This is a genomic window from Phenylobacterium aquaticum, from assembly GCF_022695515.1.
In the GTDB taxonomy this organism is placed as follows: domain Bacteria; phylum Pseudomonadota; class Alphaproteobacteria; order Caulobacterales; family Caulobacteraceae; genus Phenylobacterium; species Phenylobacterium aquaticum.
In genome coordinates, this window is sequence record NZ_JALDPT010000012.1 from 1 (window position 1) to 14457 (window position 14457).

Below are 14457 nucleotides of genomic sequence, written 5' to 3' on the forward strand. Positions count from 1 at the left end.
CCCCCGCCCGAGCCGGATTCCGCCTCGAGCCGCCGCCTATGCCCACCCCTCGCCCCCCGCGCGCCGCACCGCCCAAGCCCGCCGAACCGGCCCAGGGCCGCCTGCCCCTCCCCCCCTGGGAGGACGAGGACGACATTACTTGACAGTGTAAATTTATAGCCGCACCCTCCCGGCCAGATGTCCTGGGAGGGATCGATGGAAAGCCTGATCGCCGCGGCGAGCTTCTTCGTGCTGCTTCACCTCTTGGTCTCCGGCACCCGGCTGAGGGACGGGATCGTCGGCGTCATCGGACAGGGCCCCTATATGGGCCTGTTCTCCCTGGCCTCTGTGGCCGGCCTGGTGTGGCTGGGCATGGCCTATGGCGGCGCCCGCCATGCCGCCTGGAACGCCGCCTATTGGGACCTCACCCCGGCCACGCGCCATGTGCAGCTGGGCCTGCAGGTCCTGGCGCTCCTGCTGATCGTGCCCGGGCTCACCACCCCCAACCCGACCAGCGTCGCGCAGGAGGGCGCCCTGTCGAAGCCCAACGCGGTGCAGGGCATGCTGCGCATCACCCGCCATCCCTTCCTGTGGGGCGTGGCGATCTGGGCGGCCGGCCATCTGATCGTCAACGGCGACCGCGCCTCGATCCTGCTATTCGGCTCGATCCTGGCGCTGGCCCTGTTCGGGACGGCCAGCATCGACGCCAAGCGCAAGCGGGTGCTGGGCGACACCTGGACGCCCTTCGCCAGCCAGACCTCCAATATCCCTTCGCCGCCATCCTGAGCGGCCGCCAGAGCCTGAAGATCGGCGAGATCGGCTGGTGGCGGATCGCGCTGGCGCTCGTCGTCTATGCGGCCCTGCTGGTCGGCCACCCCTATTTCGCGGGCGTTCGCGCCCTGCCCTAGGCGAGCGAGAAGTCGACGCCCGCCTGGGCGTGGACGATGGCGGTGTCGACCACCGGCAGGGCCAGGTCTTGCGGCGACAGCAACAGGCCGATCTCGGTGCAGGCGAAGATCACGGCGTCCGCGCCGGAGGCCTTGCCGATCATGGCCAGGACCTCGACCTTTGAGGCTGGCGAGATCACGCCCTGGCAAAGCTCGTCATAGATGATGGCGTGCAGCCGGGCGCGGTCGGCCTCGTCTGGGATAAGCGCGTCGATCCCTCGCGCCGCCAGGCGATCGCGATAGAAGCCCATCTCCATGGTGAAGCGGGTGCCGAGCAGCAGGGGCCGGCGGGCGCCGATCGCCTCCAGCGCCCCGGCCGTGGCGTCGCCGATATGGATCAGGGGAACCTTGACCGCCGCCGCCACCCGCTCGGCGACCAGGTGCATGGTGTTGGCCCCGATCAGGATCGCCTCGGCGCCGGCGGCCTCCAGCCGGACGGCGATGTCGGCCAGGATCGCGCCCGCGCCGTCCCAGTCGCCCTGGGCCTGCAGCTCGGCGATGGGCGCGAAGTCCACCGACCAGATCAGCACCCGCGCGGAATGCAGCCCGCCCAGCTGCTCCCGGACCAGCCGGTTGAAGGTCTGGTAGTAATAGGCGGTGCTCTCGGCGCTCATGCCGCCGATCAGTCCGACCAGACGCATGATGACGACTCCTCGCAGCGGCGGTTCAGGCGGCGTCCTGCTTAAACCGCCGGCCGCGGGGCGGCCAGCCGGGGCTCAGGCCGCCGGCCAGTCCGGCAGGGCGATCTTCACCGGCGCGCCGGCCTCGGTCGTAGCCAGGTGCAGCAGGAAGCTGGCGATGCCCGCCGCGCCCTGCATGTAGCCGGTCTGGGCCTGCAGGAAGTCGGGGCGCTCGCGATGCTCGGCCTGGACCCAGCGGCGCGCGTCGCCCGACACCTCGGACTGATCCTCGATGACCCCGGCGCAGGCCTCAGCGAGCTCATGATAATAGTCGTCGCCCGTGCGGGCGGCCATCAACAGGGCGAACTCGCCGACGCCGGCGTCGCCGCAGCATTGGCCGAAGTTGTTCCAGTAACCCGTTGATCGCGTTCGCGGCGCGCCGGTGGCGAGCAGGCCGGTCACCAGGGCCTTGGCCTCGTCCAGCCAATGGGCCTCGCCGGTCAGGGCGTGCAGTTCGAGCAGCAGGCGGCCGGTGCCGGCGGGGCCGTGGCAGGCGCCCAGATAGAAGATCGGCCGGCGCGCCTCCTCGGTGTGCACCACCAGCTTGCCGCCCTCGCCCATCGGCTTGGCGCGGCTCATGGTGTAGCGGGCCGCTTCGCGGGCGGCGTCGAGATAGCGGGCGTCGCCGGTCTCGCGGAACAGCTGGATCAGGAAGTAGCCGACGCCCGCCCCGCCATGGGCGAAGTTGGGGGCCGTGAAGGGGAACGGCATGTCGTTCATCAGCCGCCAGCGCAGGCCGTCGGGATCCGGCTCAGCCACTTCCAGCAGCCGCTCGGCCACCGCCTTGGCCCAGTCCAGCGCCTGGGGATGCAGGCCCTGGCGATGAGCGTACACCAGCAGCAGGCCCGCCCCGGCGGCGCCGACCGACTGGTCATAGATCTCGCGCTGGCCGGAAAAGCCGGTGATGTCGGCGAAGGGCGCGGTCTCGATCCAGCCGATCCCGGCCCCGATCGGAGTCGACTGGGCGTGGAGCTTGTCCAGGCACCGCACGGCGCAGGCGCGGAAATCCTCGCGCCCCGTCACGCGGGCCAGTTCGCCCATGGCGAAGGCGTAGCCCGGCCAGCCGGTGGACATCGAAACCGACAGGCTCTCCTTGCGGGCCAGATAGTCGACCACCTCCTCGCCGGCGGCGACCGCCTCGGCCAGAGCCCCGTCGTCCTGGCCCGCGGCGTGCAGCTCCAGCAGCAGCAGGATCACCCCGCAGGCGCCGTGATAGAGGCTGTAGTCGGCGATCGCCCCATCGTCGTCCCACCGGCGCCACTTGGCGCGGCCTTCGACCTTTTGCGCGCGAATGAAGTTCACCGCCTGCAGGGCGGTGGTCAGGTGGCGATTCACGTCGTTTCTCTCCCGAGAGGGCTCTTGGAAGCGGCCCTTGGGGCCAATTGGCGGAGAACCGGCCCTAGGGTCAAGCCCGCGGTGAAGGTCGCCCATGGCGCGAGCGCGGCAATGGTGACAGGCTGGGTCCCAGAGCAGACGTCGGAGGCTATGTCGCCAACCGACGCCCCAGGAAGACAGGGAGGCCGTCGCTCATGACCACATTCCAATTGAACGGAAAATCGGTGACCCCGAAGTCGCCGGATGACACCCCTCTGCTGTGGGTGATCCGCGACGAGATGGGCCTGACCGGATCCAAGTTCGGCTGCGGCATCGGCCAGTGCGGCGCCTGCACGGTGCATGTGGATGGCCAGGCGGTGCGATCCTGCGTGACCCCGGTCAATGTGGTGGACGGCTCCAAGGTCACCACCATCGAGGGCCTCGATCCCCACGGCCGCCACCCGCTCCAGCTCGCCTGGATCGAGGATCAGGTCCCGCAATGCGGCTACTGCCAGTCGGGCCAGATCATGCAGGCCGCCAGCCTGCTGGCCGGCACGCCGCACCCCACGGACGACGAGATCGAGGCGGCCATGAACGGCAATCTCTGCCGCTGCATGGCCTATGTCCGGATCAAGAAGGCGATCAAGCGCGCCTCGGGAGCGGTCAAATGAACACCCACGTGCGCATGGGCGACAGCCGCCCCGCCCCCACCCGCCGGGGCTTCCTGATCGCGGCCGCCGGAACCGGCGTGACCCTGGGATTCACCACCGGCGCCTTCGGGGCGCTCGGCCTGCCGGGCCCGGCGGGCCAGCCCCTGGTCGAGCCCACCCTGTGGTACGGCCTCGACAAGACCGGCCACGTCACCGTCCACATCATCCGCGCCGAGATGGGCCAGCACGTCGGCACGGCTCTGGCCCGCATCGTGGCTGAGGAGCTGGAGGTCGATTGGGACAAGGTCTCGATCGATCACGTTGATTCCGCGGCCAAATGGGGCCTGATGGTCACCGGCGGCAGCTGGTCGGTCTGGCAGAGCTTCCCGCAGTTGAGCCAGGCGGGCGCCGCCGGCCGCATGGCCCTGATCGAGGAAGGCGCCAAGCTGATCGGCGTCGATCCGGCCAGCTGCACGGCCCGCAGCGGCGTGGTCCATTCCGGCGCGAAATCCATCGCTTACGGCGACATCGTCGCCAAGGGGAACCTGGCCCGCAACTACACCCCGGACCAGCTGGCCAAGATGCCGATCAAGCCGGCCGCCCAGCGCCGCCTGATCGGCCACGACATCCAGGCCCTCGACATCCCGTCCAAGACCAATGGCGAGGCCCGCTACGGCCTCGACGCCCATATCCCCGGCATGGTCTTCGCCCGGCCCAAGATCCCGCCCACCCGCAACGACTCCAAGGTCACGGCCGTGGATGACAGCGCGGCGAAATCCGTGCCCGGCTATCTCGGCTATAAGGTCCTCGACGATCCGTCCGGGACCGTGCCCGGCTGGGTGATGGTGCTGGGCGAGACCTTCCCCGCCGCCTATGCGGCCAGCGAAAAGGTCAATGTCACCTGGAGTTCCGGGGCCGCAGCCCAGGTCTCGGAGGCCGATCTCCAGGCCCGCGCCGCCCAGCTGATCGCCGATCCCAAGTCAGGCTCCCTCGTGGTCGAGGATCCCGGCGTCGACGCCGCCTTCGCGAGCGCGGCCAAACACATCGAGGCCACCTACACCACGGCCAGCGCCCTGCACTTCCAGATGGAGCCGATCAACGCCCTGGCCTTCGAGAAGGACGGGGTGTTCGAGATCCACTCGGGCAACCAGTGGCAGTCGCTCATCCTGCCAACCTTGGCCAAGGCGCTCGGGCGGCCGGAGGACAAGATCGTCCTGCGCACATATCTGCTGGGCGGCGGCTTCGGTCGGCGGCTCAACGGCGACTACATGGTCCCGGCGGCCCTCACCGCCCAGGCGCTGGGCAAGCCGGTGAAGATGGTCTGCACCCGGGCCGACGACGTGCGGTTCGACAGTTTCCGCTCGCCCTCGGTCCAGACCCTGCGCATGGCCTTCGGGCCCGGCGGCAAGGTGACGGCCATGGACCACGCCGCCTCGGCCGGCTGGCCCACCGAAGTCATGGCGCCCTTCTTCATGCCCAAGGGCGAGAACGGCGTGCCCTATGACCCCTTCGCGATCAGCGGGGCCAATCACTGGTACTCGACCGGCGCCCAGCGGGTGCGGGCGATCTCCAATGACCTGGCCAATCGCAGCTTCCGGCCGGGCTGGCTCAGGTCCGTCGGGCCAGGCTGGACCAACTGGGCGGTGGAAAGCTTCATGGACGAGGCGGCCCATGCGGCCGGGGTCGATCCCCTGGCCTTCCGCCTGGCCCTGCTGGACGGCGCGGGCCGCAACGCCGGCGGGCCGCCCAGCGCGGTCGGCGGCGCCAAGCGCCAGGCCGCGGTGCTCGCAGCCGTCGCCAAGAAGGCGGGCTGGGGCGCCAAGCAGCCGGCAGACACCGGGCTCGGCATCGCCACCACCTTCGGCCAGGAGCGGGACATGCCGACCTGGACCGCCTGCGTCGCCAAGGTCCATGTCGATCGCAAGACCGGCGCGGTGAAGGTTCAGAAGCTGACCCTGGTGACCGACGCCGGGACCATCGTCCACCCGAACGGGGCGCTGGCCCAGGTCGAGGGCGCGGCGCTCTGGGGGATGAGCCTGGCCGTCTGCGAGGGCACGGCCTTCGCCAAGGGCCAGGTGGCCGACACCAATCTCGACACCTACACGCCTCTGCGCATGGCCGACGTGCCCGAGCTGGACATCAGCTTCATCCCCAGCAGCGAACCGCCCGTCGGCCTCGGCGAGCCCGCCACCACCGTGGTCGGCCCGGCCATCGGCAATGCGATCTTCGCCGCCGTGGGCGCCCGGGTCCGCCACCTGCCGATCCGTCCCGAGGCGGTGCTGGCGGCGCTGAAGGGCTGAGGTCGATTGATATCCGCGCCAAACCAAGCTGGTATCCGCCGGCTTGGGGAGGCGTGACATGACTGAGGGTTCCGGAACCGCGGGGGCGCCGCGCGCGCCAGGGCGGCTGCGCTCGATCCTGGCCGGCTCGGCCGGCAATATGGTCGAGACCTTCGACTGGTTCGTCTACGCCACCTTCGCCCTCTATTTCGCCAAGGTGTTCTTTCCCAAGGGCGACCCGACCGCCCAGCTGCTCAACACCGCCGCGGTGTTCGCCGTGGGCTTCCTGGCCCGGCCAGTCGGCGCCTGGCTGATGGGGCTCTATGCGGACCGGGTCGGCCGTCGCGCGGCCATGACGGTCTCGATCCTCCTGATGTGCGGCGGCTCCCTGTTGATCGGGCTCTGCCCCTCCTACGCCCGCATCGGGGTCGCCGCGCCGATCCTGCTGACCCTCGCCCGCATCCTGCAGGGGCTGAGCATGGGCGGGGAATACGGGACCAGCGCGACCTACATGGCCGAAATGGCCAGCCGCAAGCATCGCGGCTTCTGGTCCGGCGTCTTCTACACCACCCTGATCACCGGCCAGCTGATGGCCACCGGAACCCTGCTGGCCCTGCAGGCCTGGCTGAGCCCCGAGGCCCTGCAGGCCTGGGGCTGGCGTGTGCCGTTCTTCGTGGGCGGCGGTCTGGCGGTGGCGGTCTGGTTCCTGCGGCGCGGCATGGGCGAGACCCCGGCCTTCCAGGGCCGCCCGGACGAGCGCGCCACCACCTGGAAGTTGATCGTCCGTCACCCGCGCGAAAGCCTGATCGTCATGGGGCTGACGGCCGGGGGGACGCTCGGCTACTACACCTTCACCAGCTACATGCAGAAGTTCCTGGTCAACACCTCGGGCTTCTCCAAGGGCCAAGCGACCCAGATCACCGCCGCCGGCCTGGTGCTGTTCCTGCTGGTCAATCCGCTGCTGGGCGCCCTGTCCGACAAGGTGGGCCGCAAGCCGCTCCTGATCGCCTTCGGGGTGCTGGGGATGCTGTGCACCTGGCCGATCCTGGCGACGCTGGCCGGCACGCACGACCTGCTGGTGGCCTACGGCCTCAGCGGCGCGGCCCTGGTGATCGTGGCCTGCTATTCCTCCGTGAATGGCGTCGTTAAGGCGGAACTCTTCCCGGCCGAGATCCGGGCGCTGGGCGTCGCCCTGCCCTACTCCCTGGCCAACGCCCTGTTCGGCGGCAGCGCCGAATATGTCGCCCTCTGGTTCAAGACCCAGGGCGCGGAGAGCGGCTTCTTCACCTATGTCACGGTGGTGATCGCCGGCTCCCTGCTCGTCTATCTGTTCACCCCGGACACAAGGGCGACCAGCCGGATCGCCGAGGACTGAGGCCTATTGGGCCTTGCCCAGATTGGCCGAGGTCTGGGCGATGGAGGCCAGGCAGGCGGCCTTCTGGGTCGCCAGCTTCGGATCGCTGACGGCCGAGATCGCCTTAGTCGACTTGGCGATATTGGCCTTGGTGACGGCGACGGGCTCCTCGATGCCAAGCGGCAGGCAGATGAGATCGTGGGTGAGCTGGTCGCCGGTGTCGACATAGGGCAGCACGGCCGACGGGTTCTTTTGCATGGCCTTGGCCAGGGACTGGATCAGGCCTTCGGACGCGCAGGCGCTGGCCGAGGACTTGATCAGCTGGACGCCCAGGGCCACCGCCGCCGGGTCGCCGCCGGCCACGACCTTGTAGCCAGTCCCGTTGTCGCAATTGAATTCGTGGCTGGTCAGATAGGCCGGGCCCTTGGCGGCGAGCTCGGCCTGCAAGGCGCTGAGCTTCGGCGCGCCTGCCTGGGCGCTGGCGGCGGCCGATGCGAGCGCGGCGGCGAGGATCAGGGCGATGGAGCGGGTCATGTCGGAGGGTCCCTTTGGATCCCGAACGGTCCCGGTCGGCGCCCTCGGGGTCAAGTCCGCCCCACCCCGGTTTGGGGCGGCTAGAGCGCCGCCTCCACCGCCCCGGTGATCTCGCCGTCCAGCGGCTCGGTGCGCGGGCCGAAAGCGCGGATCAACTGGCCATCCTTGCCAACCAGCAGCTTGTGGAAGTTCCAGGCCGGATCGGCGGATTCGCCAAGGGTTTCGAGCGCCCACTTGTAGAACGGATGGGCCGTCTCGCCCTTCACGTCCTCCTTGGAGGTCAGGGGAAAGTCGATGTTGAAGCGGGTCTCGCAGAAGTCCTTGATCTCGGCCTCAGTCCCCGGCTCCTGGCCCATGAACTGGTTGCAGGGCACGCCCAGCACCACGAGGCCCTTATCCTTGTAATCGGAATAGAGCTTCTCCAGCCCGTCATACTGCGGGGTCAGGCCGCACTTGGACGCGGTGTTCACCACCAGCACGACCTTGTCCTTGAAGGTGGTCAGCGGCAGGGCCGCGCCGTCGATGGTCTTGAAGGCGAAGTCATAGGCGGTGGTCATGGGGCGTCCTTCCGAGGATTCGATTGCACGCTAGAGAATTTGGAGCGCGGGCGGAAGTTCGCTTGAAGCCCTCGCCCCACTTGTGGGGCGAGGGTGAGACGCTCACCCCTGCTCAAGCGCCTGTTCGACGGCGAGCGCCAGGTCGAGGGCGGCGGCCGCTTCCTGGGCCGTGCAGATCGGCCGCAGGACGTCGCCGCGCACCGCGGCCATGAAGGCGGCCACGCTGGCGCCCAGCGGATCCTTGGATCCGGGCGCCTCGGCGAAATCGGCGTTGAGCGGATAGCCGGTGGTGTTGCGGAACTCCCGCGTGACGAAGTCGATCTCCAGTTCGCCGGTGGCATAGACCAGCTTCATGGTCCGCTTGCGGCCCTCGGCCATCCGAGAGGCGTCGAAGGTGGCGGTGAAGCCGGTGTCGAAGGTCACTTCCGCGCGGGCCTGATCCCAGCCGCCGGAATAGGCGATCACGCCGTCCGCCTCGACCGCCAGGGGCTCGCCCTTGCAGAGCGCCAGGGCCAGGTCGAGGTCGTGGATCATCAGGTCGAGCACCACCGAGACATCGAGGCTGCGCTCGGATTCCGGCCCATGGCGCAGGGCCTCCATGCGCAGGGGCTGCTCGGGGATGTCGAACAGGCCGATGGCGCGGGAGAACAGCCGCTCCTGGTGGCCGCAGGCGACGACCAGGTTCTGGCGGGCCGCCTCGTCGATGATCCGGTCGGCGTCGCGCAGGGAGACGGCCAGCGGCTTCTCCACATAGATCGGCTTGCCGGCCTTGAGGGCGGCGACCGCCCCGTCGGCGTGAAACACCGCCGGCGAGGCGACGGTCACCACGTCGACGGCCGCCAAGAATTCCGCAAGGTCCGTAAAGCCCTGAGCGCCGTGCCTTCCGGCCACCTCCGCGGCCCGCGCGCCGTCGGGGTCATAGACGCCCGCCAGGGTCGACGCCTCCAGCGTGGCGTACTGGCGGGCGTGATAGCCGCCGAACACCCCGGCCCCGATCACCCCGCCCCGCAACTTGGCCGCCATGTCGTCGCTCCGAAAACTCTTGTCCCGCGCCTAGCACTCGCGCGGGCTCGACGCCACCTGAGCGAAGAGTTAAACACCCGTTCGAACGCCGCTTACGGCGTAAACATCAAGGGAGAGACGCCCATGACCACCTCGCGTGAGATCCGCCTGAAGAGCCGCCCGGTCGGCCTGCCGAAGGCCGAGAACTTCGAACTGGCCACCGTCGAACTGCCCGCCCCCGGCCCCGGCGAAGTCCAGGTCCGCAATCAGTGGATGACCGTCGATCCCTACATGCGCGGCCGCATGAACGACGTGAAGAGCTACACCCCGCCCTTCCAGCTGGGCAAGGCGATGGAAGGCGGCGCGATTGGCGAGGTCATCGCCTCCAATGATCCGAGCCTCAAGGTCGGCGATCTCGTCCAGTCCGGCATGGGCTGGCGCGAGGCCTTCAACGCCCCGGCCTCGGGCGTGCAGAAGCTCGACACCCACGGCCTGCCGGCCCAGGCCTTCCTGGGCGTCGCCGGCATGCCGGGTCTGACCGCCTATGTCGGCCTTTTGAAGATCGCCTCGCTGAAGGCCGGCGACGTGGTGTTCGTGTCCGGCGGGGCCGGCGCGGTCGGCTCCATGGTCTGCCAGGTCGCCAAGTTGAAGGGCCACAAGGTCATCGCCTCGGCCGGCGGGGCCGAAAAGGTCGCCTTCCTCAAGGAGCTCGGGGTCGATGTCGCCATCGACTACAAGGCCGAGCCCGACCTGACCGCCGCCCTGCAGAAGGCCGCGCCCGAAGGCATCGACGTCTATTTCGAGAATGTCGGCGGCGAACATCTGGAAGCGGCGATCACCGTCGCCAATCCCTTCGCCCGCTTCGCCCTGTGCGGCATGATCTCGCAGTACAACGCCACCGAACTGCCGACCGGCCCGCGCAACATCATCCAGGCGGTGGGCAAGAGCCTGCGGCTCGAAGGCTTCATCGTCTCCAACCACTGGGACATGATGCCCGCCTTCACCAAGGACCTGGCCGAGTGGCATGCGGCCGGAAAGCTGAAGTGGCGCGACACCGTCAAGGAAGGCATCGAGGCCGCCCCCGAGGCCTTCCTCGGCCTGTTCTCGGGCCAGAACTTCGGCAAGATGCTGGTCAAGCTCTAGGACCTCCGCCGGGTTCGCCTTTCGAGGAGAACTCGCCAATGCGCCGTTGGCCGGGGGAGCGCGAGGGTCTAAAAGCCCTTCGTCCCTCCCCCGGAGCCGCGCCCTGTGTCCCGCCTGTTCAGCGCCTATGTGATTGTCGACTGGAGCGCCGCGGCCAAGCCGTCCACCGGCGCCGATTCCGTATGGATCGGCGTGCTGAAGCGCGATGTGCGGTTCCGCCTGGTGTTCGAGGCCTTCAATCCGCCCACCCGCGCCGAAGCCGAGAAGAAGCTCACGGCCCTCCTGGACGACTTCAAGAAGCGCTCCGAGCGCGCCCTGGTCGGCTTCGACTTCCCGCTGGGCTTCCCGCGCGGCTTCGCCAACGCGCTGAGCCTGCCCGGCGACCAGCCCTGGCGCGCGGCCTGGGACCAGCTCGACAAGATGGTCAAGGACAAGGCCGACAACGCCAACAACCGCTTCGGCGTGGGCTCCGAGATCAACCGCCGCATGACCGGCGGGCCGTTCCCGTTCTGGGGCTGCCCGCCCAAGGACGCGCTCACCACCCTGCAGCCCAAGCGCACGCGCGAGCACGGTCCGGACGACCTGCCCGAGCTGCGCTACGCCGACCAGGCCGCCAAGGGCGCCTCGTCGATCTGGAAGCTCTATTACAACGGCTCAGTCGGTGGTCAGGCGATCCTGGGCATTCCGGCCGTCCGCCGGCTGAAGCTCGCCCGCGGCGAGGCCTTCAAGGCCTGGCCGTTCGAGCTGGGCTTCAAGACCCTGACCGAGGCCGATCTCGACGGCGTCGATGTGGTGGCGACCGAGGTCTATCCCTCGCTCTACAAGGCGCAAGCCGCGCCGGGCGAGGTCAAGGACCTGGCCCAGGTGCGGGTGACCGCCGAGCACTTCGCCCGCCTGGACGAGGCCGGCAAGCTGGGCGCCCTGTTCGCGGCGCCGAAGGGATTGACGCCGGAGGCCCAGGCCGCGGCGGAGACCGAGGAAGGCTGGATCCTGGGCGTCGAGCAGGCCTAGAGACCCGTCGCGGGCTCCAGCCGATCGCGCGCGTCCGCGCCGCGGCGGCGTTCGTCCTGGGCCGGACGGCGAAGGTGATCGAGCCAGACCGGCAGATAGAGCGCATAGGCGCCGGCCAGATCAGCGACCATGTCCATGGCGTCGCAATCGCGCCCGACCATGCCCTGGACCAGTTCGCTGCCGACGCCGGCGAAGGCGACCAGGGTCGAGAGGTCCAGCCGCCGCCGGCCTGGAACCGCCACATAGAGGAGCGCGGTCCCGGCGTAGAAGGCCATGAAGTGCGCGGCCTTGTCCCAGGGGATCAGGTCGTGCTCCAGCTGCTGAAACGGGCCCAGCATGAACACCGCCATGGCCAGGGACAGGCTGACGAGCAGGAGGCGCGCGACATCTCGGGTGCGAAGTCCGATCATGACCGGACCTTACCGCGCCCGGTTGAACTCCGGGTTTATCAACAGGCTTAAGCGTTCATGACGCTTAGGTATTTGAACCGGCTGAGCAGCAGGACCGCCGACAGGAAACTGGCCGCGACCACCGCCCAGACCACGCCCATCAGGCCGAGCCCCATGGGGATCGCCAGCCACCAGGCCAGGGGCGACATGACGAACACATAGCTGGCCAGGTGGGTGACGCTGGGCACCCAGACATCGCCGCGGGCCCTGAGCGCCTGGGCGCAGACCACCTGCAGGGCGTCGGGCACGAGCATCAGGGCTGAGAGCGCCACCGCCGGAACCGCGAGCGCCAGGGTGGCGGCGTCGCCGGTATAGCCCCGCGCCATCAGGCCGGCGCCCAGCCAGACGATCAGGCTGACCCCCAGGCCGAAGACGGCGGTGACCCCGAAGGCGACCAGGGCGGCGCGATCCACCCCCTTCATGTCCCGCGCGCCATAGGCGCGGCCGACCAGCACGGCGGCGGCGGTGGACAGACCCAGGGGGACCATGAAGACGATGGCCGCCACGTTCAGGGTGATCGCCCAGGCGGCCACCGCCAGGCCGCCGATCCAGCCGGCGATGACGTTCATGCTGGCGAAGGACGCGACCTCGAAGAAGTTCGAGGCGCCCGCGCCAAAGCCGATGCGGCGCTGCTCGGCCTCGGCCGCGCGATCCGGCTCGGGCTTGGCGAAGACGCCCAGTTCGCGGGCCTCGGGCATGCGGGCGATGTAGATCAAGAGCGCCGCCGCCAGGAAGGTCCGCGCGCAGGTGGTCGCCCAGGCCCCGCCCACCGCGCCGAGCGCCGGCAGGCCGAAGGTTCCAGGCACCAGCAGCAGGTCCACCGCCAGGTTCACCCCATTGGCGACCCACATCATGGCCGCCGCCGCCTTGGGCCGCGACAGCCCCTCCAGCCAGAAGCTCGCCGCCACGCTCACCGCATAGCCCGGAAGGGAGAAGGCAAAGACGATCAGCGGCCGCGAGGCGCCGTCGGCCAGGCCCTGGCCCAGGCCCAGATGGTGCAGCAGGATCGGTCCGAACAGGATGGTGATCCCCGTCGAAACCGCGCCGATCCACAGGCTGTAGGCCAGGCCGCGCCGCAGCACCGCGCCGGCCAGCTCGCGACGCCCCTGGCCGATCACCCGCGCCGTCATCACCTGCACCCCGGCCAGCAGCCCCACCGACATGGTCACCACCACGCTGGTCGGCGCCCAGGCGAGCGCATGGAAGCCCAGCTCACGCGCGGAATAGCGGCCGACCACCAGGGCGTCCGACAGGCCCATGGCCATGATGCCCAGGCGCGCGAGCACGACCGGCCAGGCCAGCTTCCAGAGCTCGACCAGGTCGGTGCGGACAGAAACGAGGCGTCCTCCCGCCTGGGAGGGCGCTGGGACCTCCGAGGGGGTCATGGGATCACCGGGTTTTCAAAGAAGGCGCGGAAACTGGCGCCTGCGGACCGCTGCCGCAAGGGGAGTTTCGCCGCAGTGGGTGGAAGGGGCACTCTATTCCTCTCCCCGCTTGCGGGGAGAGGTTAGGTGAGGGGCCTCGCCGCCACAGGCGGCGAGGATGGCGTCGCAGATCCACGAGAGCCCCTCGTAGACCCCCTGATTACCGATCAGAATTGTAGGTCTGATCCGCTCGCCGGTCGCGGGCCCTGTCCCTGAAGCGACTGCGCGGCATTGAGGCCCTCCCCTCACCCCACCCTCTCCCCGCAGGCGGGGCGAGGGCTAAGATGCGCTATCAGTTCACTATATGTTCTTCTACCCTGAACCGGCAAGCGGGGTAAGCTCCCCACATGTCCATTCTCCCCATGAAGCGCCGCATTTTTCTTGCCGGCGCGCTGGCGCTCGCAGGCCTTCCGGCGTTCGCCCAGACGGCTGCGCCGACCGATCCGGCCGCACCGCCCGCTGCGGCCCCCGCCCCGGCGCCATCCGTCGCGCCAGCCCCCGCGCCGAAGCCCAAGGGCATGGTCCGGGTCAGCCTCACCACCTCTTATGGGGTGATCGTCCTGGAGCTCAACAAGGCCAAGGCGCCGATCACCACCGCCAACTTCCTGCGCTATGTCGAGGAAGGCCGGATGGACCACGCCAGCTTCTACCGGGCCAACCATCCCCCCGGCGTCACCGATTTCGGCCTGTTGCAGGGCGGGTTGCAGAACGATCCCAAGTGGCTGCTCAAGCCGATCGCCCACGAGAGCACGCTGAAGACCGGCCTCTCGCACACCGACGGGGCGATCTCCATGGGCCGACGCGCCCAGGGGACGGCGACCTCGGACTTCTTCATCTGCGTGGGCGACCAGAAGTACCTGGACGCCGATCCCAAGGCCAAGGGCGACAACGCCGGCTACGCCGTGTTCGGCTATGTGGTCGAGGGCATGGACGTCGTGAAGAAGATGCTGGCCCTGCCCACCTCCCCCACCGCAGGCGTGGGCGTCATGAAGGGCTCGATGCTGATGCGCTCCGTGCCGATGAAGGCCCGCAAGCTGGGCTGAGGGTCTAATTTGCGCCGGGGCTGTCGGCAGCGCGTCTCCCGGGCCGTCGTTCCGTTACAGCCCGGGCGGCGCCGCCCGGGACGCGCGCCCG

14 protein-coding genes are annotated in these 14457 nt (G+C 69.4%); 7 read left to right on the forward strand and 7 right to left on the reverse strand.

The genetic code is table 11. From position 1 onward, the window contains the following. Positions 1-195 precede the first annotated feature (195 nt). Positions 196-765, forward strand: a complete 570-nt coding sequence (locus MQH10_RS10455; RefSeq protein WP_242564002.1) for an NnrU family protein — start codon at positions 196-198, stop codon at positions 763-765. A 118-nt stretch (positions 766-883) separates the two neighbouring features. Here MQH10_RS10455 and MQH10_RS10460 read toward each other — a convergent pair whose 3' ends face one another. Further along, positions 884-1567 carry an aspartate/glutamate racemase family protein gene (locus tag MQH10_RS10460; RefSeq protein ID WP_242564003.1) on the reverse strand — a complete coding sequence of 228 codons (684 nt, stop codon included), beginning with the start codon at positions 1565-1567 and terminating at the stop codon, positions 884-886. A gap of 75 nt (positions 1568-1642) precedes the next feature. Then, positions 1643-2941 carry a lanthionine synthetase LanC family protein gene (locus MQH10_RS10465; protein WP_242564004.1) on the reverse strand — a complete coding sequence of 433 codons (1299 nt, stop codon included), beginning with the start codon at positions 2939-2941 and terminating at the stop codon, positions 1643-1645. A 194-nt stretch (positions 2942-3135) separates the two neighbouring features. Between MQH10_RS10465 and MQH10_RS10470 the strand changes: the two genes are divergently transcribed. From MQH10_RS10470 to MQH10_RS10480, 3 genes are read left to right on the forward strand one after another with little or no spacing between them, the layout of a single operon-like run. Further along, positions 3136-3591: a (2Fe-2S)-binding protein gene (locus tag MQH10_RS10470; RefSeq protein WP_242564005.1), complete on the forward strand. Its 456-nt coding sequence runs from the start codon at positions 3136-3138 to the stop codon at positions 3589-3591. Then, a complete protein-coding gene (locus tag MQH10_RS10475; RefSeq protein ID WP_242564006.1) occupies positions 3588-5870 on the forward strand; it encodes a xanthine dehydrogenase family protein molybdopterin-binding subunit in 2283 nt (760 codons plus the stop codon). Before MQH10_RS10470 ends, MQH10_RS10475 begins: the two co-directional genes overlap by 4 nt. A 58-nt stretch (positions 5871-5928) precedes the next feature. After that, positions 5929-7224: an MFS transporter gene (locus tag MQH10_RS10480; RefSeq protein ID WP_242564007.1), complete on the forward strand. Its 1296-nt coding sequence runs from the start codon at positions 5929-5931 to the stop codon at positions 7222-7224. Between the two features lie 3 nt (positions 7225-7227). Here the strand turns inward: MQH10_RS10480 and MQH10_RS10485 are convergent, their stop codons facing one another. The 3 genes from MQH10_RS10485 to MQH10_RS10495 all read right to left on the reverse strand — a co-directional run bounded on the left by MQH10_RS10485 (position 7228) and on the right by MQH10_RS10495 (position 9317). Then, complete coding sequence (locus tag MQH10_RS10485) at positions 7228-7737, reverse strand: hypothetical protein (protein WP_242564008.1); 510 nt, start codon at positions 7735-7737, stop codon at positions 7228-7230. Positions 7738-7817: 80 nt separating this feature from the next. Further along, positions 7818-8294 carry a glutathione peroxidase gene (locus MQH10_RS10490; protein ID WP_242564009.1) on the reverse strand — a complete coding sequence of 159 codons (477 nt, stop codon included), beginning with the start codon at positions 8292-8294 and terminating at the stop codon, positions 7818-7820. Positions 8295-8396: 102 nt separating this feature from the next. Beyond that, positions 8397-9317, reverse strand: coding sequence for a Gfo/Idh/MocA family protein (locus tag MQH10_RS10495; RefSeq protein WP_242564010.1), 921 nt, complete (start codon positions 9315-9317; stop codon positions 8397-8399). A gap of 123 nt (positions 9318-9440) precedes the next feature. On the opposite strand from MQH10_RS10495, the gene MQH10_RS10500 reads away from it, so the two are divergent. Next, positions 9441-10439, forward strand: coding sequence for an NADP-dependent oxidoreductase (locus tag MQH10_RS10500; protein ID WP_242564011.1), 999 nt, complete (start codon positions 9441-9443; stop codon positions 10437-10439). A 105-nt stretch (positions 10440-10544) separates the two neighbouring features. Then, positions 10545-11450 (forward strand): cobalamin biosynthesis protein CbiG, encoded by a 906-nt coding sequence (locus tag MQH10_RS10505; protein ID WP_242564012.1) that lies wholly within the window; start codon positions 10545-10547, stop codon positions 11448-11450. Here MQH10_RS10505 and MQH10_RS10510 read toward each other — a convergent pair. Together MQH10_RS10510 and MQH10_RS10515 are read right to left on the reverse strand one after the other, a co-directional pair. Then, positions 11447-11860 (reverse strand): VanZ family protein, encoded by a 414-nt coding sequence (locus MQH10_RS10510; RefSeq protein WP_242564013.1) that lies wholly within the window; start codon positions 11858-11860, stop codon positions 11447-11449. The two genes, MQH10_RS10505 and MQH10_RS10510, sit on opposite strands and share 4 nt — an antisense overlap. Positions 11861-11907: 47 nt before the next feature. Further along, positions 11908-13284, reverse strand: a complete 1377-nt coding sequence (locus tag MQH10_RS10515) for an MATE family efflux transporter (RefSeq protein WP_242564014.1) — start codon at positions 13282-13284, stop codon at positions 11908-11910. 386 nt (positions 13285-13670) lie between these two features. Here MQH10_RS10515 and MQH10_RS10520 point away from each other — a divergent pair, with 386 nt between their 5' ends. After that, on the forward strand, positions 13671-14366 hold the full coding sequence (locus tag MQH10_RS10520; RefSeq protein WP_242564015.1) for a peptidylprolyl isomerase: 696 nt from the start codon (positions 13671-13673) through the stop codon (positions 14364-14366). Positions 14367-14457: the final 91 nt, after the last annotated feature.

Excerpts from the sequence above, each read along its gene's own strand:
- MQH10_RS10455 (WP_242564002.1), top strand. The coding sequence starts at position 196 with ATGGAAAGCCTGATCGCCGCGGCGAGCTTCTTCGTGCTGCTTCACCTC.
- MQH10_RS10510 (WP_242564013.1), bottom strand. The coding sequence starts at position 11,860 with ATGATCGGACTTCGCACCCGAGATGTCGCGCGCCTCCTGCTCGTCAGC.
- MQH10_RS10480 (WP_242564007.1), top strand. The coding sequence starts at position 5,929 with ATGACTGAGGGTTCCGGAACCGCGGGGGCGCCGCGCGCGCCAGGGCGG.
- MQH10_RS10475 (WP_242564006.1), top strand. The coding sequence starts at position 3,588 with ATGAACACCCACGTGCGCATGGGCGACAGCCGCCCCGCCCCCACCCGC.
- MQH10_RS10490 (WP_242564009.1), bottom strand. The coding sequence starts at position 8,294 with ATGACCACCGCCTATGACTTCGCCTTCAAGACCATCGACGGCGCGGCC.
- MQH10_RS10495 (WP_242564010.1), bottom strand. The coding sequence starts at position 9,317 with ATGGCGGCCAAGTTGCGGGGCGGGGTGATCGGGGCCGGGGTGTTCGGC.
- MQH10_RS10520 (WP_242564015.1), top strand. The coding sequence starts at position 13,671 with ATGTCCATTCTCCCCATGAAGCGCCGCATTTTTCTTGCCGGCGCGCTG.
- MQH10_RS10470 (WP_242564005.1), top strand. The coding sequence starts at position 3,136 with ATGACCACATTCCAATTGAACGGAAAATCGGTGACCCCGAAGTCGCCG.
- MQH10_RS10460 (WP_242564003.1), bottom strand. The coding sequence starts at position 1,567 with ATGCGTCTGGTCGGACTGATCGGCGGCATGAGCGCCGAGAGCACCGCC.
- MQH10_RS10485 (WP_242564008.1), bottom strand. The coding sequence starts at position 7,737 with ATGACCCGCTCCATCGCCCTGATCCTCGCCGCCGCGCTCGCATCGGCC.
- MQH10_RS10515 (WP_242564014.1), bottom strand. The coding sequence starts at position 13,284 with ATGACCCCCTCGGAGGTCCCAGCGCCCTCCCAGGCGGGAGGACGCCTC.
- MQH10_RS10500 (WP_242564011.1), top strand. The coding sequence starts at position 9,441 with ATGACCACCTCGCGTGAGATCCGCCTGAAGAGCCGCCCGGTCGGCCTG.